Annotated in this window: 23 protein-coding genes and 1 pseudogene; 12 read left to right on the forward strand and 12 right to left on the reverse strand. The window is 42.7% G+C overall.

The window, feature by feature from the left end; genetic code table 11:
* The first annotated feature begins 1 nt into the window (after position 1).
* Positions 2-496: an acyl-CoA thioesterase gene (locus OKX00_RS15835; RefSeq protein ID WP_053354998.1), complete on the forward strand. Its 495-nt coding sequence runs from the start codon at positions 2-4 to the stop codon at positions 494-496.
* Between the two features lie 140 nt (positions 497-636).
* Positions 637-1,011 (forward strand): avidin-fold protein, encoded by a 375-nt coding sequence (locus tag OKX00_RS15840; RefSeq protein WP_265407970.1) that lies wholly within the window; start codon positions 637-639, stop codon positions 1,009-1,011.
* A 102-nt stretch (positions 1,012-1,113) separates the two neighbouring features.
* Here the strand turns inward: OKX00_RS15840 and OKX00_RS15845 are convergent, their stop codons facing one another.
* The 4 genes from OKX00_RS15845 to OKX00_RS15860 form a co-directional block, all read right to left on the reverse strand.
* Positions 1,114-2,502: an L-cystine transporter gene (locus OKX00_RS15845; RefSeq protein WP_265407971.1), complete on the reverse strand. Its 1,389-nt coding sequence runs from the start codon at positions 2,500-2,502 to the stop codon at positions 1,114-1,116.
* A gap of 168 nt (positions 2,503-2,670) precedes the next feature.
* Entirely contained in the window at positions 2,671-3,111 is a 441-nt protein-coding gene (locus OKX00_RS15850) for a GNAT family N-acetyltransferase (protein WP_265407972.1), read from the reverse strand.
* Positions 3,098-4,048 (reverse strand): nucleoside hydrolase, encoded by a 951-nt coding sequence (locus OKX00_RS15855; RefSeq protein WP_265407973.1) that lies wholly within the window; start codon positions 4,046-4,048, stop codon positions 3,098-3,100. The genes OKX00_RS15850 and OKX00_RS15855 overlap by 14 nt, the downstream gene beginning before the upstream one ends.
* Before the next feature lie 37 nt (positions 4,049-4,085).
* Positions 4,086-4,274, reverse strand: coding sequence for a hypothetical protein (locus OKX00_RS15860; protein WP_053355003.1), 189 nt, complete (start codon positions 4,272-4,274; stop codon positions 4,086-4,088).
* 221 nt (positions 4,275-4,495) lie between these two features.
* On the opposite strand from OKX00_RS15860, the gene OKX00_RS15865 reads away from it, so the two are divergent.
* The 3 genes and pseudogenes from OKX00_RS15865 to OKX00_RS15875 all read left to right on the forward strand — a co-directional run bounded on the left by OKX00_RS15865 (position 4,496) and on the right by OKX00_RS15875 (position 6,605).
* Positions 4,496-4,816 (forward strand): hypothetical protein, encoded by a 321-nt coding sequence (locus OKX00_RS15865; protein WP_265407974.1) that lies wholly within the window; start codon positions 4,496-4,498, stop codon positions 4,814-4,816.
* Between the two features lie 218 nt (positions 4,817-5,034).
* Positions 5,035-5,441, forward strand: a pseudogene (locus OKX00_RS15870) (DUF4385 domain-containing protein).
* Positions 5,442-5,495: 54 nt separating this feature from the next.
* Positions 5,496-6,605, forward strand: a complete 1,110-nt coding sequence (locus OKX00_RS15875; protein ID WP_265407975.1) for an AI-2E family transporter — start codon at positions 5,496-5,498, stop codon at positions 6,603-6,605.
* A 104-nt stretch (positions 6,606-6,709) separates the two neighbouring features.
* Here OKX00_RS15875 and OKX00_RS15880 read toward each other — a convergent pair whose 3' ends face one another.
* Positions 6,710-7,123 carry a VOC family protein gene (locus OKX00_RS15880; protein ID WP_062239755.1) on the reverse strand — a complete coding sequence of 138 codons (414 nt, stop codon included), beginning with the start codon at positions 7,121-7,123 and terminating at the stop codon, positions 6,710-6,712.
* A gap of 131 nt (positions 7,124-7,254) precedes the next feature.
* Between OKX00_RS15880 and OKX00_RS15885 the strand changes: the two genes are divergently transcribed.
* Positions 7,255-8,490: an aminopeptidase gene (locus OKX00_RS15885; RefSeq protein WP_265407976.1), complete on the forward strand. Its 1,236-nt coding sequence runs from the start codon at positions 7,255-7,257 to the stop codon at positions 8,488-8,490.
* 135 nt (positions 8,491-8,625) lie between these two features.
* Here OKX00_RS15885 and OKX00_RS15890 read toward each other — a convergent pair whose 3' ends face one another.
* The 4 genes from OKX00_RS15890 to OKX00_RS15900 form a co-directional block, all read right to left on the reverse strand.
* Positions 8,626-8,853, reverse strand: coding sequence for a hypothetical protein (locus tag OKX00_RS15890; RefSeq protein WP_265407977.1), 228 nt, complete (start codon positions 8,851-8,853; stop codon positions 8,626-8,628).
* Positions 8,854-8,882: 29 nt separating this feature from the next.
* Positions 8,883-8,942, reverse strand: coding sequence for a hypothetical protein (locus OKX00_RS23380; protein ID WP_416054345.1), 60 nt, complete (start codon positions 8,940-8,942; stop codon positions 8,883-8,885).
* Entirely contained in the window at positions 8,939-9,241 is a 303-nt protein-coding gene (locus tag OKX00_RS15895; RefSeq protein WP_265407978.1) for a sensor histidine kinase, read from the reverse strand. The genes OKX00_RS23380 and OKX00_RS15895 overlap by 4 nt, the downstream gene beginning before the upstream one ends.
* Positions 9,242-9,342: 101 nt before the next feature.
* The gene (locus tag OKX00_RS15900; RefSeq protein ID WP_265407979.1) at positions 9,343-9,990 is read right to left on the reverse strand and encodes a C40 family peptidase; all 648 of its coding nucleotides are present in this window, start codon (positions 9,988-9,990) and stop codon (positions 9,343-9,345) included.
* 240 nt (positions 9,991-10,230) lie between these two features.
* Between OKX00_RS15900 and OKX00_RS15905 the strand changes: the two genes are divergently transcribed.
* Together OKX00_RS15905 and OKX00_RS15910 are read left to right on the forward strand one after the other, a co-directional pair.
* Positions 10,231-10,764, forward strand: coding sequence for a CcdC protein domain-containing protein (locus tag OKX00_RS15905; RefSeq protein ID WP_265407980.1), 534 nt, complete (start codon positions 10,231-10,233; stop codon positions 10,762-10,764).
* Positions 10,765-10,997: 233 nt separating this feature from the next.
* Positions 10,998-11,225 (forward strand): hypothetical protein, encoded by a 228-nt coding sequence (locus OKX00_RS15910; protein WP_265407981.1) that lies wholly within the window; start codon positions 10,998-11,000, stop codon positions 11,223-11,225.
* 75 nt (positions 11,226-11,300) lie between these two features.
* Here OKX00_RS15910 and maa read toward each other — a convergent pair whose 3' ends face one another.
* Complete coding sequence (maa, locus tag OKX00_RS15915) at positions 11,301-11,864, reverse strand: maltose O-acetyltransferase (protein ID WP_265407982.1); 564 nt, start codon at positions 11,862-11,864, stop codon at positions 11,301-11,303.
* Positions 11,865-12,316: 452 nt separating this feature from the next.
* Between maa and OKX00_RS15920 the strand changes: the two genes are divergently transcribed.
* Entirely contained in the window at positions 12,317-14,794 is a 2,478-nt protein-coding gene (locus OKX00_RS15920; RefSeq protein WP_265407983.1) for a DUF6359 domain-containing protein, read from the forward strand.
* A 154-nt stretch (positions 14,795-14,948) separates the two neighbouring features.
* Positions 14,949-15,305, forward strand: coding sequence for a hypothetical protein (locus OKX00_RS15925; protein ID WP_265407984.1), 357 nt, complete (start codon positions 14,949-14,951; stop codon positions 15,303-15,305).
* Here the strand turns inward: OKX00_RS15925 and OKX00_RS15930 are convergent.
* Positions 15,302-15,460: a hypothetical protein gene (locus OKX00_RS15930; RefSeq protein ID WP_265407985.1), complete on the reverse strand. Its 159-nt coding sequence runs from the start codon at positions 15,458-15,460 to the stop codon at positions 15,302-15,304. The genes OKX00_RS15925 and OKX00_RS15930 overlap by 4 nt on opposite strands.
* Before the next feature lie 420 nt (positions 15,461-15,880).
* Positions 15,881-16,144, reverse strand: a complete 264-nt coding sequence (locus OKX00_RS15935) for a zinc ribbon domain-containing protein (protein ID WP_265407986.1) — start codon at positions 16,142-16,144, stop codon at positions 15,881-15,883.
* A 194-nt stretch (positions 16,145-16,338) separates the two neighbouring features.
* On the opposite strand from OKX00_RS15935, the gene OKX00_RS15940 reads away from it, so the two are divergent.
* Positions 16,339-17,328: an NAD(P)H-dependent flavin oxidoreductase gene (locus OKX00_RS15940; protein ID WP_265407987.1), complete on the forward strand. Its 990-nt coding sequence runs from the start codon at positions 16,339-16,341 to the stop codon at positions 17,326-17,328.
* A 244-nt stretch (positions 17,329-17,572) separates the two neighbouring features.
* Positions 17,573-18,913 (forward strand): arsenic transporter, encoded by a 1,341-nt coding sequence (locus OKX00_RS15945; protein ID WP_265407988.1) that lies wholly within the window; start codon positions 17,573-17,575, stop codon positions 18,911-18,913.
* Positions 18,914-18,932: the final 19 nt, after the last annotated feature.

An 18,932-nucleotide genomic window follows, 5' to 3' on the forward strand; every position in this document is an offset into this window, starting at 1 on the left:
CATGGCTTCTCAAATTCCTGCCTCCTTTCCTTCTGAAGCAAAGACCGTTCAGCAATCGAAAACCTGCTTAACAGATTTAGTTTTCCCGCCAGATACGAATCACCACCATACTGTCTTCGGCGGAAAAGTCATGGCTTATGTAGACAAGATCGCCTGCATAACTGCCATGCGGCATTGCCGTAAACCGGTCGTGACTGTTTCGAGTGATTCCTTTGAATTTCTTGGCCCGATCAAAACCGGTGAAGCTATCAATCTTGAAGCCTATGTCACATGTGCCCACCGAACATCCATGGAAATTTTCGTTAAAGTAGAATCTGAAAACCTTCTAACAGGCGAAAAACGGCTTACGTCAAGGGCCCTGTTTACCATGCTTGCCGTAGATGCGGAGGGCAGGCCATCACCGGTCCCTCCCCTCGTGCCAGTGAACCAAGAAGAAATTCACCGCTATCAGCAAGCAAAGGAGCGGTACGAAAAGCGCAAAAAGAAAAAAGCATGATGAATGACAAAAAGACAGGCCCTTTTTCTCAAAATCGGGCCTGTTTTTACTTTTGATTAAGAAAAACAGAATTTTCTGTTTTCAAATACATATTCTTTTGTTATCATTGTCTTTAAAACTTTAAAGGGAGGACGCGTTAAATGGTCAACTATAATGGTCGGCGTTTTGTATCCGTGAAAAGTTCAGAGAATGGAGAAACATCTTCGAAAATCTATTTTACGTATAAACAGGAGGATGACATTTTAAGCGCAACGTATTCAGGAGGAGATGTTCTCAAGGGAAACATGATCGGCATCGTAAAAGAAGACGGCAGCATTGAATTTACCTATAGCCATATTAATCGAAAGCATGAAATCAAAAGCGGCAAATGTTCTTCCACTCCAAAAACTCTTCCGGACGGGAGAATTCAGCTATTTGAAAGATGGAATGGATTTGGGATGGAAGAAGCTGAAGAAGAATCAATTGTAGAAGAAGTTTCTGACCTGGTGTTTACTCCGCAGATTATTTTTAATTAGATTGTGAATAGTATTGAAGAACAGCCGGGATGATTGAGCTTATCCCCGGCTGTTTTTATTTTCTATTGAGATAGGCAATTAATTGACAATATTAATAAAGCTTTATGCTTCTGCTTTTAGTTCATTGACCTGTGCGTTGTAGACTTCAGTATCCAATTCTTTTCTCGCCTTGCTCGTCAGAATACCGGCGGTCATGGCTCCGCTAACATTCAAAGCGGTTCTTCCCATATCAATCAGAGGTTCAACAGAAATGAGCAAACCAGCCAATGCGACAGGAAGGTTCATAGAGGAAAGAACGAGAAGTGCAGCAAATGTTGCGCCGCCCCCAACGCCAGCAATCCCGAAGGAACTGATTACGACGATAACAATCAGGCTGAGTATGAAAGACGGAGTAAGCGGATCAATTCCTGCAGACGGCGCGATCATAACAGCAAGCATGGCCGGATAAATTCCCGCGCACCCGTTCTGTCCGATGGTAAGCCCGAAGGAGCCTGCAAAGTTGGCGATTCCTTCAGGTACTCCAAGGCTCTTTTGTGTACTGATGTTAAGAGGAAGCGCACCTGCGCTCGTTCTGGAAGTAAAGGCAAAGGACAGAACCGGAAACGCTTTGCGAATATACGTGACAGGACTTAACCCAGAGAATGTAATAAACAGCAGGTGAATGATAAACATGAGTGCCAATGCTATATAAGAGGCGATCACAAATTTCCCAAGTTTTGCGATGGCGTCCAGATCACTAAGAGCTACCGTTTTGGTCATCAGTGCGAGGACTCCATAAGGGGTTAACCGGAGAATCAATGTAACAACCCGCATGACAATAGCATGAACCGCTTCCACAATACTGGCGAACAGTGCAGCTTGATCTGCCTGTTTCCGTTTGACTCCCAGGTAGGCTATTCCTACAAAAGCGGCAAAAATGACAATCGCAATCGTTGAAGTCGGACGGGCCCCCGTAAAATCCAGAAACGGATTTCCAGGAAGGAGGTCAAGAACCTGCTGAGGCAGTGTCTTGTCTTTGATCTGGTCAAACGTGGTCTGAAGCTCTGTTGCACGTGCGAGCTCTGGAGCGCCTTTCGTGATCTGGACCGCTTCGAGATGGAAGGATAGTGCTGCTGCAATTCCGATCGCAGCCGCGATGGCTGTTGTTCCGAGCAATATTCCGATAACCGAACCACTGATTTTGCCGACGTTGTTACTGAGTTTTAATTTTGTAAAAGCAGACAAAATAGAAACGAAAACAAGCGGCATTACCGCCATCTGAAGGAATTTTACATATCCTCCTCCCATGATGGAGTACCAGTCGGTCGAGTTGGCCAGCACCTTGGATGCAGGCTCATAAACAAACTGGAGAATGAGTCCAAACACAATTCCTGCAGCTAAAGCCGCAAAGACACGTTTTGAAAAGGATACTTTCTTACGCTGAAGGTAATACAAACCGCCAGCAAGCAGCAATAACACAACAATGTTCACGATGGTTAAAAAGACATTCACTGTTCTTCCCTCCTTTTAGTTTCCCGCTGCTCTCTCATGAACATAAAAAGGCTCACTTCTTTTGAATAAAAGAGTGAGCCTTCAGCATTTCTGATCAGCAGAGGTATAGTGATGTATTCACTTGATACACTATATTCTGGCTTTTTTTATCGTATTCTTAAAATCCTATTACTTTAACGTTTTATACATCACGATATGCGGTCCGATCGGCGGCAGATCAAACACCTCACCGTGTTCACGAAGACCAAGCTTTTTATAATAACCCGCCACTCCAACTCTTGCATTACACCACCAGGAATCAGTATGCTTCTTCTTCAACATGTCTTCGGCACTTATTAGAAGTCTGCTTCCCGCCTTTTCTTTCCTGTATTCTTCAAGGGTCGCCATTCCGCGCAGACGGTACTGCACGTTTCCTTCAATATCAGGATGATTCTCTTGATAAAAGGAAGCGATAGAAATGAGTTTATCACCCTTATAGGCTCCAAGATGAAACGTTCCATGATCATGATCGCCAGGAAACTGGCAATCTTCCAGCGTTTGATTGGGCCGAAGCACTTTATGTCTAATCTCGTAGGTTTGTTCAGCGGGAATCACTTTAATGTCCAGCATGAAGGTTCTCCTTTCTACTGGCAGGAAGAATTCGATTGAGGAAATGTGTCCTGAAACGTTCTGCATCAACTTCAATGCCGACAGAGATTCCCTTATCTGTTTCCACACCCCTGCTCTGGCCAAGCTTTTCCTGTTCTGTCGATACTCGGACATTCATCGGTTTTGTACTGATAAACGTGGGATCAACTGCAACTCCGACGGCTAATGGATCATGAAGAGCACAGCCGCCGAGACCTGGATTCTTTCTTTCATAAAAATCCATATAGAAACTGCACATATCCGCAAATATTTCAGCAGTCTTTAATCCGCAGCCTCTCCACTCCGCCAATGTTTCTCTCAGCAACAGGGTCTTCATCGTCACATCCAGTCCGACCAAAGTTATAGGCAGCCCTGAGTTAAGTACAAAATCCGCCCCCTCAGCATCCGCATAAAAATTGGCTTCTGCAGCAGGTGTAACATTTCCCGGGACAGTGACTGCGCCGCCCATAATCACGACTTCATTCACCAATCCTGTAATGGAAGGATCTTTTTCAACAGCGAGAGCCAGATTGGTCTGTGTACCAACCGTGATAAGAGTGATCTCATTTGGATGTTTTTTCACCATAGAGATGATAAAATCACTGGCATGCTGTCCTGGTGAGAAGGGTTCGGGCAGCGGCAGCTGAATGTTTCCCAAACCATCTTCCCCATGGACTTCATAAGCTCTATGGCGAGTGCTTTCTCTGCGAAACGGCCGTTCTGCGCCTTGAAAAACTGGAATATCTGCTCTCTCTAATAATTGAAGAACCTGAAGCGTATTTCTTGTCGCTTCTTCTGCTGATACATTTCCAAAACCTGTTGTAATGCCGAGTACGTTTAATTCCGGAGAATGGATCGCATAAGCGATTGCCAAAGCATCATCAATCCCCGTATCCACATCAAGTATGACAGATTTCATGGCTGTTCCCTCTCTTCATTTTCAGTTTCTCTTACATTTAACGGTTTCCGATATAAATGCCTAAACCGATGATACAGACGAGAATCAAAACAACATAAATTGCAGTAAGCCTGCTCAGATTATTTTTCGTTGAGGACCCGTATTTTTCATCCTTTTGGAGACCAATGGCAACGGTAAGCCCTGTTACGATCAAACCAGCAATTATAGCAGTCACGATATATCCCATACTCATCCCTCTTTCTCTTCAACTATACGTAACTAATGGTAATTCAAGGAACGGAAATTGCCAAGTAACCGGAGGCATTATTCACAAATTAGTTGAATAAAAACACAGTGGCCAAACCTAAAAATGTAAAAAATAGTAAAAAATTCTTATGCGATTTTTCCTGTTCTCCTTTAGGATACAGATGGATGTGAAAATTATAGAGACTATTGGAGGCCGTTTATATGGTGCATGAAACACTTCCTGACTGGGTCTGGCTGCTATTTTACTCTTTTATAGCGCTGACTTTATTGGCAACCATCACAAATCTGTTCAAAAAAGTACATTTAAAAGCTTCCATTATTAATCTTACATTTGTCATCGCAACACCTGTAATCAGTTTTACTTTTGCTTTAGGACGTCCTGAAGGCAACACGGAATGGGATCATTTGATTACTGGTATGCTGAGCGGTTCCCCATGGGCCATCATCATTCTGCTAGGCTGCTCTTTTATGCTCTATTGGTGGTTTAGATTTTCATTCCTCTTCGTCAGCCTTAATTCATAAAAAAGCAGGATGGCTCGCTTGCCCTCCTGCTTTTTACTGTTTAATAGAAAGGTGAAATTACCGTGTACGGACTACGCTGAACGGCACCAGATTTCTGTGGCTTCAAGCATCTGGGTACTGGACTTCGGGATTATGGTTCATGCTATGATAGCCATAGATTCTCGTTTTAAGAATCCCTATAAAAGGGAACAATGGTGGTAATAAGTAGGCGGTGCGAGATGGCATTTGATTATGACTTAGACTTCAAAACAATAAATTTTCGCAAGCATCCAGAAAAATACCGTGTCGGCCGTGGTGAACAGGGAGTCCTTTTAGCAGAACCCTATTAAGGGGAGATTCTGCCTCATTGGCGGTTTAAAACTCCAGAAATTGCATTGAAATCCTCTCAAAAGATTTACGGACTCTTTTTGAACTACAAAGAGAAAGACGATCTTGTCGGAATGGATATGGCAAGAAAGTTTCTGCAGATGGGCTATACACGTGCCCAAGATATGCAAACTACAAAGGAGGAAATAATTACGGTGAAGACGGCAAAGTCAATGAACGGCAAATCGATGACACAAAAGCAGAGTCTTCTGCCATTTTTATGAAAAGATGGAAACAGGCAAGAGAAGCGGTTAAATGATAAAATAATACACATAGCTTTCATACTGCAAACAATCGAAACTGAGGTGATGTTATGCCAAACACAAAAGCTTTTCGGATAGGCTACGCAATTATCATTTTATTGGTCATTGTTTTACTCTCATCCAAGGTGGAATTTATCTTCCGTCCGGTGGAAATTATTTTTACTACCTTATTCTTCCCATTCTTGATCGGCGGGGTTATTTTTTATTTATTAAGACCGATCGTCTATTACTTAGATCGCCACAAGGTACCGAAAGTGCTTTCCATCCTGATCATCTATCTGCTGTTCATCGGTCTCGGGACTTTGCTTGTTTTCCTATTAGGCCCGCAGCTGCAGAGCCAATTTAAAAGCCTGATTAACAATGCTCCGCAGATCGTAGACTCGCTTAACGATAAAGTGAACAGCCTGAAGCAGAATGAATGGTTTTCACGTTTTCAGCAAAATGATTACATTACGTTCGACAGCCTTACCTCCAAGGCAAGCGATTACGCCAAAGGCTTTGCCGGCAACATCGGCACCAAGATCTCCAGCCTGATCGGCATCATTACGAGCGTTGCTACAGTTATCGTTACGGTTCCGTTTATCGTGTTTTATTTGCTGAAGGATAGTGAAGGACTTGGCAACAGAGTAGAGAACTTCCTTCCCTATTTAAAAGCAGCAGAAGCGAAACGAATCTTAAAAGATATGGATGAGGCACTAAGCTCTTATATTCAGGGACAAGCAACCGCAGCCTTTTTAGTAGGTGTAATGATGTACATCGGCTACAGCATTATCGGCCTTGATTATTCTTTAATTCTTGCCATAGTCGCTATGATTACCAATATCATTCCGTTTCTTGGTGCGTTTATCGCCTTTATACCGGCTATTATCATTGGTTTGATCATGTCGCCGCTCATGGCCTTAAAGGTAGCTATCGTGGTCATTGTGGTGCAGCAGATCGATGGAAACGTAACTTCTCCACTGATCATGGGAAGAAAACTGGATGTCCATCCGCTAACTGTCATCCTTATCCTGCTAGTTGCCGGCAACATGGGCGGTTTTCTCGGCATGATACTGGCCGTTCCATTTTATGCCCTTCTTAAGGTTATCGTCAGCCATACGTACCGCTTATATCAATTGAATAAAGAAAAAGACCGTAATGGTATTCAGATCGTTGATTAATTTAAAACAGTAAGCCGGTGTGCCGGCTTACTGTTTTTTTTGTGTACAAACCGTTTTCCTTCTGTTCACAAAAACTATGACAAGCTATACCCTTTCAAAAGAAATTAATCATTGCTTCTAATATAATCACACAACTCAATAATCGTACCCTGCGTGTGAACCGGATTAATATAAATTAACCTTCTTCCATATGGATTAATCCGATAGGTATCTTTTAAAAATGTGATTCCTCGACCCTCATACTCTCGTATCGTTTCTTCAAGGTTGTCCACTTCATATGCCAGATGGTGGACACCTTTTCCTTTTTGGCGGATGAACCGTTCGATCGGAGATGTTTTACTCGTAGGTTCTAAAAGTTCTATGACTTGATTGTCCATTTCGATAACGGCGATATGTGTTTCAACCCCTGGTTTCTCGCTCGTATACTGATGAACCAGTTTACCTCCCAGGTTGGTTGTGTAAAAATCAATCGCTTCATTTATTCTTCGTACCGCTATACCGGTATGATCCAATTTCATGAATAACACTCCCTTCTAGTGCACTAGTATACCCAAGAAGGATGATCCTTTACAAAATCTCTCCCCCTAAATTGTTCATAATAGCACCTTGTTCCTTACCTGTAGTAGAATCAAAGAATAGGAGGGATACAATGAAAACGTTTGAAGAAAAGTTGGACCAGTACGCAGAACTTGTTGTAAAAGTGGGCCTTAATGTCCAGGACGGCCAGCGTTTACTGATCAATTCACCCATTGAAGCTGCAGAATTTACGCGCAAGGTAACAGAACATGCTTATAAGAACGGCTGCAAGCGCGTCTTTGTAGAATGGTCAGATACAGAAACAAGCCGTATTCACTTAAACAACGCTTCTGAAGAGGTATTGAAAGATAATATTCCTCAGTGGCAAGTTGACATGCAAGAAAGTTTAATGGAAAACAATGACTGTATGCTCATGGTGACTGGGAATGATCCCAATGCCTTTCAAGGAGTTCCATCCGAGCGCTTATTGCTTGTGCAAAAGAACGCAGGTGAACGACTTGAAAAATTCACAAAAGCAAGACTTGCAGGTGATGTTCCTTGGCTAATCGCTGGAGCTCCGACTGCCGGTTGGGCAAAGAGTGTTTTCCCTGAAAAAAATGAAAACGATGCCATTAAGGCCCTTTGGGAAGCGATTTTCCAAACGGTTCGTGTCGATCAGCCAGATCCAGTAGCAGCATGGAGAGAGCATGGAGAAACGCTGCTAAATAAAGTGAATTATTTGAATGAGCAGAAATTTAAAACGCTGCACTATAAGTCAGAAGGTACTGATCTTAGCATTGACCTTCATCCTGAACATGAATGGATCGGCGGCGGCCATCACTCCACATTCAACACGTTTTACATACCGAATATGCCGACCGAAGAAGTATTTACTGCCCCGCTTAAAGAGGGAGTAAATGGAACGGTATCAAGCAAGAAGCCATTATCGGCAATGGGAAACATTATCGAGAACTTCAGCTTAACCTTTGAAAATGGAAAAGTGGTAGATGTTAAGGCGGAAAAAGGCGAGGATACGCTAAAGCAGCTCCTTAACATCGATGAAGGAATGAAATATCTTGGCGAAGTCGCTCTTGTTCCGTACGACTCTCCAATCTCTAACTCAGGGATCGTGTTCAACAACACTTTATTTGATGAAAATGCTTCCTGTCACCTTGCATTAGGCAATGCTATCAGTATGAACATACCCGGGGCAGAGCAGCTAAGAAAAGAAGAGCTTGAAGCAAAAGGAGTCAATCAAAGCCATGGCCACACCGACTTTATGATTGGTTCTGCAGACCTTGAAATTGAAGCTGAATATCAAGATGGAAAACGTATCCCATTGTTCACCAAAGGTAACTGGGCTATCTAAAGTAGTAAAGCGTAAGCGCCCTGGCTTAAGTCCAACAAGCGCTGGTGCTGGACAAAACAAATAGGGGCTGTCCGGAAAGTCGAAAATTGACCTTCAGGCAGCCCCTTTTTGGCTTGAAAAATCTTCAATGAAAAGTTAATTGAAGTGGAAGATGCGAGACTCCTCGAAAATGAACTTCACATTTTCTTCGTGCGATAAAAAGCTGCCGGAGCCTTCCTTGTCCTGCGGGACTAGCGTGACAGGTGAGACTCCCGCAGGCGCTAGCACCAAAAAGTAGGCGTTCACGCCGGTAAGGCTCACCGCACGCCCCGCGAAAGTAGGAGCTCGCGCCGGTAAAAGCGAGCAGCCTGGAACGGAAATCAACAGCTTACAGACTTCTTGGACAGCCCCTTTTATTTTGGAAACGTGATGATAAACGCTGTACCGTTTCCTAACTCGCTCTCCACCTTCACCTTTCCGTTATGCTTTTCGATGATCCATTGTGCGATGGATAAACCAAGCCAAGCCCTTCGGCATCCGTTCTTGCCTTATCACTTTGATAGAACCGGTCAAATATCCGCTCCCTTTCACTTTCTGCTATTCCGTGTCCGTTATCCTTCACCATCAGATCGATCGAAGAAGCTGCTTTTTTTGCAGATAACAGAATTTGATCACCCTGTCCCGTATGCTTCATGGCGTTATCCAGTAATATATTATTTGCACATATTTTCCAAGTTGTTTTTTGAAATCCGAATACAATATTGCCAAGCATACCAGGCATTCCTTAACATTTCCTTAAGCGGATAAAAAAAAAATGGTGCCAGGCACCACGATTACACACTTGTGTAATTGCGGTGCCTGGCACCGGTAAAACTATCTATAGCGCTTTGCACCTTCATATTTAGGGGCCCAGTAAGAGCTGTCCAACTCAGAAGTGGTTACTCCTTTAGAAGAAGAAGCATGCATGAATTTCCCATCGCCTACATACACTCCGGCGTGAGAAAGATTGCCGTTCCCTTCAACATCAAAGAAGACAATATCTCCAACATGCGGAGAATCTACAGAGGTTCCTTCTTTATGAATATCTTTCACGACGCGCGGAAGATCAATGTTTGCAGCTTTATCGAAAATGTAATTTAAATAACCGCTGCAATCAAAGCCATCCGGTGTTTCTCCGCCCCACTCATAAGGAGTTCCACGGTATTCTTCTGCTTGGTCCACAATCGCCTGCTTGCTGAATACACCGAGAGCTTTATAGACAGAATCTCCTGCGACTCCATCAACATTCATTCCTTTTTCTTTCTGCAATTTCTTTACTGCTGACTCTGTGTATGGTCCAAAGTAGTTAGTTGTTTCATGGTATGTAAAATAACCTTTCTTTTTCAACAATGACTGGAGGTCCTGAACGTCTGAATCATGGGTTTCTGGCTTAAGCGTGTTGTCTCCAAGTGCTGCATGGCCTGCTACTGGATTGACGGCAAGAACACCTGCTACAATAATTCCCGAAACTAATTTTTTCAAAATAACATCCTCCTGTTTAATGAATTCCTAGCCAATTCTAACAACCCATTATGACATGAGGATGAAAATTAGATTACAATGAGATAACAATTAGTAACCAACTAACAAATATACCCTAATTTAATATATTGAAAACATATTAAGTGATTTTTTGGAATAAAAGTGTGCAGTCTTTAATAGCAGAATGATATACTCCAAATAAATACATTTAGTGGAAAGTGAAATGAAGGAGGTGCTTGAATGCACATTCAACAAATGGCGGTTCCTTTGATGCTCATGGCATTTATCATTTATCGCAGAACGAAAAGGACCATTGGTTTTCAGCCTTATAAGCCAGGAAGGCTGGTTTTCAGGATGATCATTTTTGCTGTCATCATGATGGCTTTTCTGGCAAACGCGGCCATGCATCCGACTACTCTCCTTTACGCGGTGCCTGGCACCCTGATCGGAGTTGTCCTTGTCGTATTTGCAGCCAAACACAGTACATATCAATGGCGGGAATCCCAGCTGTTTTACCGGACACACAAGTGGATCGAGGCTGCGGTCCTGATTCTCTTTTTGGGGCGTTTCTTGTACCGTTTCCTGCTTCTTGCCTCTTCATCAGGTACACAATCAGTGCAAAACACGCAATATGGCCAGCATTTTACAAGAGATCCGCTGACTGCTTTTGTTTTCTTTATTCTGGGAGCCTATTACATTGGATTTAACGCATATATTTTAAGAAAAGGGAAAGCCTTGCAAAAAGAAGAGCACCCCGTCCAACCTACTTTATAATTCACACAAACAAACCAGCCGACTACTCTTCTTCAGCTGGATTTCGACGTTTTGAGGCCAATATAAATGCGGGGTGATAAGTTCATGAAAAAGAAAAGACTGCTGGCCATCTTTTTTCTTCTGGTTCTGTGATACTGAATAAAGAAACGATTTCTGCATTTAAGGACAGACAGATCATCGGCATCCCCTTCCCTGTAACTAGGAAAGGGGCTGTCCAAGAAGTCTGAAAGCTGTTGATTTCCGTTCCAGGCTGCTCGCTTTTACCGGCGCGAGCTCCTACTTTCGAGGGGCGTGCGGTGAGCCTTACCGGCGTGAACGCCTACTTTTTGGTGCAAGCACCGGCGGGAGTCTCACCTGTCACGCTAGTCCCGCAGGACAAGGAAGGCTCCGGCAGCTTTTTATCGCACGAAGAAAATGTGAAGTTCATTTTCGAGGAGTCTCGCATCTTCCACTTCAATTAACTTTTCATTGAAGATTTTCAAGCCAAAAAGGAACTGCTGAAGGTCAATTTTCGCCTTTCAGGACAGCCCCTTTTCTCATATTTCAATCGTTTTTATAATTCGAGCCGGATTTCCGCCCACTACCACATTTGCTGGCACATCTTTCGTTACTACAGCTCCGGATGCAATGATGGCATTATCACCAATCGTAACGCCTGGATTGATGACGGCTCTGCCGCCGATCCATACGTTGTCGCCAATCGTAACAGGTTTTCCAAACTCACTCCCTGAATTACGCTCAACAGGATGCAGCGGATGGGTTGCCGTATAAATATGGACACCTGGCGCCAATAAACAATTATCCCCAATCCTGACTTCACATACATCCAATATCACACAATCAAAATTTGCGTAGAAATTCTCTCCAACGTGGATATTATACCCATAGTCACATCGAAACGCCGGCTCGATATAAAGATTCTTTTTTGTACTTCCCAAAAGCTGCTTTAAAAGAAAAACTCTCTGTTCATCATCCGTTTCAACTGTCTGGTTATAGATTCGCGTCAGTTTTCTTGCTGCTTGTCTTTCATTAATCAGCTCAGGATCACCCGCAAGATACATTTCCCCGGCGATCATTTTTTCTTTTTCAGCCCGTGCCATTCTCTACCCATCCTTCCTGCTTACAATGTCTATTTACCATACCAAAAGACGAACAAAGAAAAAACGAAAGATAAAAATTCTCTCAAAATATTACAAAACATGCAATTATTCTCCAGGAAATAATGTTCCTTTATACAAAAAACCTTGGCTGTTTGCAGCAGCCAAGGTTTAATTCGCAATTTATACTGGTACTGAATTTTCGTAATATAACTTCATTCATCCTATCTCTTTAAGGGTTCATGGCTCTCCACTACTTAGGTAAATGTTACTAATAAAGATTATTAACCAAGGTAATTTTCCTCATTTTTCCTCATAAGCCATTTGTAACCGTTTTTACATGATATATTTACAATAAACGACCTATTTTTTAACAAATGGGTGTTAGATTAATAAAGCTTTTTAAGCAAAATCCGCTTTTATATTTAAAAATATGAAGTAAAGGGTGAAAATTCATGAAGACAAAGAGCTACAAAAAGTTATTCAGCCTTGCATTGATTATGGTTTTTATCGTCAGCATGCTGTCTCCGATGGTTTCAAAAAAGGCCATTGCTGCTGATGTGATCTCGGTATCCGATGCCATTTCCAATAATACCGGATCCGATAAAACTGTCGAAGGATACATTGTTGGTGCAGTGAAAGGCGGAAGCGGAACATCTATTTCTTTTCAGCTGTCGGCTCCTTTCTCGCAAGATACAAATCTGGCCATCGCAGATTCTCCTGCTGAAACAAACAAAGCAAAAATCCTTCCTGTACAGCTGCCGGCTGGGGCAGTGAGAGATGGTTTAAATCTTAAAGCTCATCCCGAAAACCTGGGCAAAAAAGTTCAGATTACCGGTGATTTAATGGCCTATTTCTCCGTTCCGGGGCATAAGAACGCCAAAAGCTTTTCTTTTACAGGAGATACGCCATCAGAACCTCAAGCTGAACCGGTTACTGCTTCCCCTGACTCTGGATTGGTGAAAAGCGGAACAAAAGTAGCTTTATCTACGGCTACCGAAAATGCTGCGGTCTATTACACTCTGGACGGAACCAATCCAACATCCAGCAGCAGCCGATACAGTGAACCACTTACCATTAATGAAGATGCAACCGTAAAAGCGATCGCCATCAAAGACGGCCTTAAAAACAGTGAAATCTCTTCTTTTAAATATACGGTCGCATTAACAGGACTTCGAATTCACGACATTCAAGGAGCTTCACACCAGTCTCCATTCGCAAATAAATCAGTTGCGGATGTAGAGGGTGTTGTAACTCACGTGGTCGATGCCAACAACTTCTATATGCAGGACACCACCCCTGACCTTGATGAGAACACTTCTGAAGGCATCCTGATTTACAAAAAGAACCACGGCTTAAAAAACGGAGATCTTGTGAAAACGACAGGCCAGGTAAAAGAATGGGTGCTTGACGGATATCCGGATAAATTAAAAACTGATCTTCCTGTTACTGAAATCAACGCAGAAAACGGGGGCTCTGTTACCGTAACGGAAAGTGGCCATGCCCTTCCAGCTACCGTGGTACTTGGAGATAAAGGCAGACATATTCCAACACAAATCATTGATAATGACAATTTTGGGCTTTTTGACCCTAAAGAAGATGGAATCGATTTTTATGAAAGTTTAGAAGGCATGCGTGTCGAAGTGGATAACCCGAAAATCGTTGCTCCTCAAAACTACGGGGAACTGGTAGTTGTGACGAACAACAAAGGTAACACACCGTTTAATACCTCCGGAGCCATTAATATTTCAAAAGCAGACTACAACCCTGAACGAATTTTCGTGGATATTAACGACAGCAGCTTTATTGCTAAATCCGGAGATTACTTCAAAGGCAATATAACAGGGGTCATGAGCTACAGCTTCAGCAACTATAAAGTACTGACGAACAAAGACCAGCTCCCAACCTTTGTGGAAGGCAAAACAAAGCCTGAAACCACAAAGCTGAGAGGAAAACATAAGAAATTAACGATCGCAAGCTTTAACGTAGAGAACTTCTCTGCCAACAAAGATGGCAAAGATGGGACGAGCGATGAAAAAGCAGAACGGATTGCTGATTCCATCGTCCATAACCTGAATGCCCCTGATATTGTGGGACTTATTGAAATGCAAGATGGTGACGGACCGGTAAACGATGGAAAGACCGATGCAAAGGACAGCGCTGATCGTCTCATCAATGAAATTAAAGCAAAAGGCGGACCTTCTTACGAATATACTGACATCGCTCCCATTGATGGCAAGGACGGAGGGATTCCTGGCGGGAACATCCGTGTAGCCTTTATTTACAACCCTGATCGCGTGTCTCTTGCCCCTGGAACAAAAGGAACAGCAACACAAGCTGTTGAATACAAGAATGGCAAGCTTTCATTAAACCCAGGCCGTATCGATCCGGCGAACCCTGCATTTGAAAACAGCCGTAAACCATTGGCTGCACAGTTTTTATTCAATGGAGAAAAAGTAACTGTCATCGCAAACCATTTCAACTCCAAAGGCGGAGATCAGCCGATGTTCGGTAAAAACCAGCCTCCTGTTTTAAGCAGTGAGGTTCAGCGTCTGCAAATTGCCGGCATCGTCAACAACTTCGTAAAAAGCATTAAAGCCGATGATCCAAAAGCAAATGTTGTACTGCTAGGTGATTTTAACGATTTTGAATTTACCCCTGCCCTTGAAGAGGTAAAAGGAAATGAACTTTCCGATATGATTCAGGAAGTTCCATACCCAGAACGCTACTCTTATTCTTACCAAGGCAATGCTCAGGTGCTGGACCACATCCTCGTGTCCAACAACCTGAAAAAAGACACAAATGTAGATATCGTCCACATTAATTCTCAGTTCATGGAACAGCATGGCCGTGCGAGTGACCATGATCCAGTTGTTGTTCAAGTGAAACTAAAGGAAGACTGCGGCTTGCATAATTTTAAAAAAGCCGACTAATAGAAAGAACAAAACAGGTGCTCTCGGGCATCTGTTTTTTATATCATGCAGGGCTTTTACATATGGTCTTTGAAATCGTAAAAAAATATTTTTTATCAAGATGAACGTTTTGCCATCCCTACCCGTCACATTAATAAAAGGAGGTTTTCATAAAATGAGCAGACATATTGAATATTTAAATGATAAACTTATCATCCATTTTACAGGTTTGACGGTAGCGGCATCGCTCAAAAAAGAAATTGAGGTTCCTCTCTCATCCATAAGCAATGTAAAAATAGATGACTTTAAGATCAACCCGTTAGCCTTCCGTGTAGGCACATCGGGAATCGGAAAAAACGTAAAGCACGGCCGTTTCCTCTATGACAGCGAATGGGTATTTCTCTCCTATTCCAACCATAAGAACGTCCTGATTCTGGATCTGGAAGGTTTTGTTTATAAGAAGATTGTGTTGGAATTAGAATCACCAGAGGAAGCAAAGGCAAAGATTGAAAGCTTAATGGCTAAAGTTTAGTTTGTTGAAGTTCCAAGTTGCTCGCTAGTTAACATAAATCCATTTTGGCGGGTATTGCCTCCGTTTCGGCGGGTAAAATTCATATTTTGGCCGGTAAATGGATGATTTCCGCGGGCATTTTTTATATTTCGGCGGGTAACTGGTTTTCCGCTCATCTACCGCCCCTTTGCCAAAGCCCAAAATCTCAATAGCAAAAGCAACCCAATGTTTCAATTTGGGTTGCTTTTTTACATCCAGCCTTTTTCTTCAGCGCTGCTCTTAAACGGCATCCCGATATCAAGCCAAACAAACACCCAGCTAAGAACGGAGTGCCCCTTGCGGTGGAGAGCTGCACTTCTTGCTTCCTTCCCTCAGCACCTGAACCGAATCCATACGCGATGAAACAATCTCCTCTCTGTTTTTCTTTTTATAAATGCAGTTGACACTTTTTCCAGTAAAATTGACGACCGTGTATGATCCATCCAATTACTTCATAGCTCTTTTTCTGTAAAAAATGCTAAAGTTTCACTCAGAAACCCTGAGCCTCCTGCCAAAATCACTTTTTTGGACATATCATTATCCTTCCCTGAAATGAGTTAGTTTGACTTCCATCTTTCCAATTTATGAAGCTTTATTGTAAAAAACTTGGCCATAAAACGAGGAGCACCAAACTCCACAATCTTCCCCTGTACTCGCTCTTTCATCTCTTCTGCAGTAAGATCAGGGATTACAAAACTTCCATTCTCGTAACAATGGCTGCAATACATTCTGCTTTTTTCACCGTTTAATTCTGTCCCTCCTCCTTTTTCATCCCTTGAGAAAGGCATTCCACAGCTTTGGCAATGTTTAAAAGTTTTCATTTTATCGTCATTCCTTTTTTGATTAGTATTTATTTCCATTCTATCATAGAAAAATTGGTATTTTTGTAACCGTTTGCTCTTGACCGAATTCCGGTGGTAAAGTACCTTAAATATAAGATATAGCCGTTTTGGTTTCTATAAATGAATGAGAGTTCATTCATTTATTTCAGCTAACAAAAGAGAGGAGAAATTCAATGTCCGCAAAATTGCCGGAACATTTCGTCAATCAGCTTGAATTGCCCGTTATCTCAGCTCCCATGTTCCTTGTTTCAAGCCCTGAACTCGTCATCGAAGGCTGCAAATCAGGCATCATCGGTTCTTTTCCGCTGCTCAATGCACGAACGAATGAGGTGCTCGATGAATGGATGCTTCGCATTACAGAAGAATTAAAACAGGCAAAGGCTCAGGATCCTGAACGTAAAATTGCTCCATGGGCTGTAAACATCATTGTACATAAAACAAACAAGAGGTATAAGCAGGATCTTGAGCTCATTCGAAAGCATCAGCCTCCTGTTGTCATCACCTCCCTCGGACATCCGGGGGAAGTGGTGGAAATCGTCCATCAATACGGCGGTCTCGTGTTCTCGGATGTCATTCATCTTGTTCATGCCAAAAAAGCTGCCAAAACCGGTGTTGACGGACTGATTCTGGTCTGCAACGGAGCCGGCGGACATGCCGGAACCATTAATCCGATCGCCTTTATCGGTGCAGTAAAGGAATTTTGGGACGGAATCACCATCCTTGCCGGATGCATTAATAATGGTCAGGATATCCTGGCTGCCGAAGCACTCGGAGCTGACCTCGCCTACATGGGGACCCGTTTTATAGCAGCATCCGAAAGTTTCGCAAGCAATGAATATAAGGAGATGCTGATCGAATCATCCTTTGAGGACCTCATTTATACGGATGCGTTCAGCGGAGTAAACGCCAACTATCTCGTTTCTAGTATTCGCAATGCCGGACTTGACCCTGACCAGTTGAAGAAAAAAGAAGCTGTTGATATGTCTCATTTAGATTCCTCTGATGCCAGGGCATGGAAAGATATCTGGTCAGCTGGCCAAGGTGTCAACAGAATTAAAGAAGTAACGCCGGTTCATCAAATTATTGGCGAACTAAAAAGTGAATATGATCAAACACTGCAATTTTTAGTCAAAAAAACAGAGAATATCGTATCTAGCAAGTAAGGTACTTGTCCAATAGAAACAATAGCAGAGGAAGGTGCCCTCCTGTTCGCAGGGGGGCTCCTTTTTTTATTGATAAATAGAGTCCGCCGCACATTTCTAGTAAATTGTGTGAATGACTTAGGACAAGTTTTTTACTAGACACATATAATTACTGTATAGATGTACCTTAGTGATGAATGCTGCAGAAAGATAATCACTTCACTAGTTTCACCATCTTAGAAAGCTTAAAAAGGAAGTGAAGTTTTTGACTGAAATAATGGTGTCTATCACTGTTCTCTCCTTTCTTCTCACCTTGATTTTCATTTTTTGGCGTCCTTTTGATGTCAATGAGGCCGTCCCTGCAACGATAGGAGCGATTATCGTATTGTTATGCGGAACCGTCTCCCTCCATGATCTTGGCAAAATAGCTGAAACCATCAGTGGTGCTGCCATTACCATCACGGCTACCATTGTAATGGCAATCGTTTTAGAGAGTTTTGGATTCTTTAATTGGATGGCACAAATACTGGCCGAGAAGTCAAAAGGCTCTGGTATCCGACTGTTTTGGAATGTGAATTTACTTTGTTTTTTCATGACTCTATTCTTTAATAACGATGGAAGCATTCTAATCACAACGCCTATCTTGATACTGCTCCTGAAACATTTTCGTTTAAAGAATCACCAGAAAATACCTTACTTGCTTTCCGGAGCACTCATTGCTACAGCATCCAGCGCCCCGATCGGAGTAAGCAATATCGTAAACTTGATTTCCTTAAAAATTGTGGGCATGGACCTCTATATGCAAACAGCCATGATGTTTGTACCGGCAACTCTAGGCCTTGTTTTCCTCGTTCTTCTGCTTTATATGTACTTTTATAAGACGTTGCCCCGCAAACTGCCACAGGGTCCCATTAATTTTTCAAATCCAAAATCACATCCACTGAAGCCTGAAAATACCCCCGTTCTAAAAAATCAAGATTCCTTCATGTACAAAATTCTCCTCTTCGTGTTTTGTGTAAGGATCAGTTTGTTCGTTGCTTCTTACATTGGCATACCGGTTGAAGCCATGGCTGTTTTTGGTTCACTTGTTCTCTTAGGATGGCGATGGATCCATTTGAAAATCAATCCTATGGATATGTTTAAAAAAACGCCTTGGCACATCCTTATATTTGCCTTCAGCATGTATGTCATTATCTACGGGCTCCACAATATCGGGTTAACGGATGCACTTATTCATGTCCTGAAACCTTATGTGGCCAAGCATCACCTGTACGCAAGTCTGCTGATGGGCGGCACGCTCTCAGTCCTTTCCAATCTGTTTAACAATCATCCCGCGTTGATGGTAGGGACTTTGACTCTGACGAATATGGGCCTCGATCCCCTCACCTTAAAGGTAGCTTACCTTGCCAACGTAATTGGAAGCGATGTCGGATCCCTGCTCTTGCCGATCGGTACACTCGCCACTTTAATGTGGATGCATCTGCTTAAAAAAGGCAATGTGAAAATCAGCTGGAAACATTATTTTAAAGTCACAATCGTGGTCATTCCACCGACTGTGATCTTCACCTTGGTCTGTTTATATTACTGGGTCCATTGGTTATTTTAATGGTTATGGAGGAAATTGA

This window comes from Fictibacillus sp. KU28468 (assembly GCF_026153615.1).
GTDB classification, from domain to species: Bacteria; Bacillota; Bacilli; order Bacillales; family Fictibacillaceae; genus Fictibacillus_C; species Fictibacillus_C marinisediminis.